1 protein-coding gene is annotated in these 537 nt (G+C 35.0%); it reads left to right on the forward strand.

All coding sequences use genetic code 11. The annotated features are described in order from the left end of the window. The coding region (locus tag HH304_RS21120) for a hypothetical protein (RefSeq protein WP_169685287.1) at window positions 1-507 on the forward strand (507 nt) is incomplete at its 5' end. Window positions 508-537 lie beyond the last annotated feature (30 nt).

The following is a 537-nucleotide window of genomic DNA, read 5'->3' on the forward strand; positions in this document are numbered from 1 at the left end:
ATTATTATATCCTTCATCTCCCTTTCAATTAAAGGACAAGGCTTTCATGATCGTCATCCAGAACTATCAAAGTTTGCTAAAAATATTGATAGTCAATTAGGGTCATACAAATCAGTTAAACTTGAAAACGAGGAATTTCTTGAAAACATGACTGACGGAGGTGGGATTCTAAAAGGATATTTTTCAGGCGATAAAATTGTTAAGATTGAACTTCGGACTGGAGTTTCTAACGGTAAATATGAATTTGATTACTACTTCAAAGAATCTGAACTGTACTATATAGTTGAATCATTTAAGCGATATTCATATGATGTGGACTCTGATAGTTGGGACTACTCTCAACTAGAACAAGCTTTCCATGGTGACTACCTAATGTTGCCCGCTTTTGACTACGAAACGCTGGGACATACCAGATTCGAAAATGACGAAATTAATCCGGAAGATGTATTGACCCTGGAAGTAGAAGAGTATATTAAACTATTGAATAAGAAAAGAAACGAAAGGTGATATTTTGTATGCAGTTATGGCTGGCTATAG

Origin of the sequence: Marinigracilibium pacificum, from assembly GCF_012926615.1 — a bacterium.
Lineage (GTDB): Bacteria > Bacteroidota > Bacteroidia > Cytophagales > Cyclobacteriaceae > Mangrovivirga > Mangrovivirga pacifica.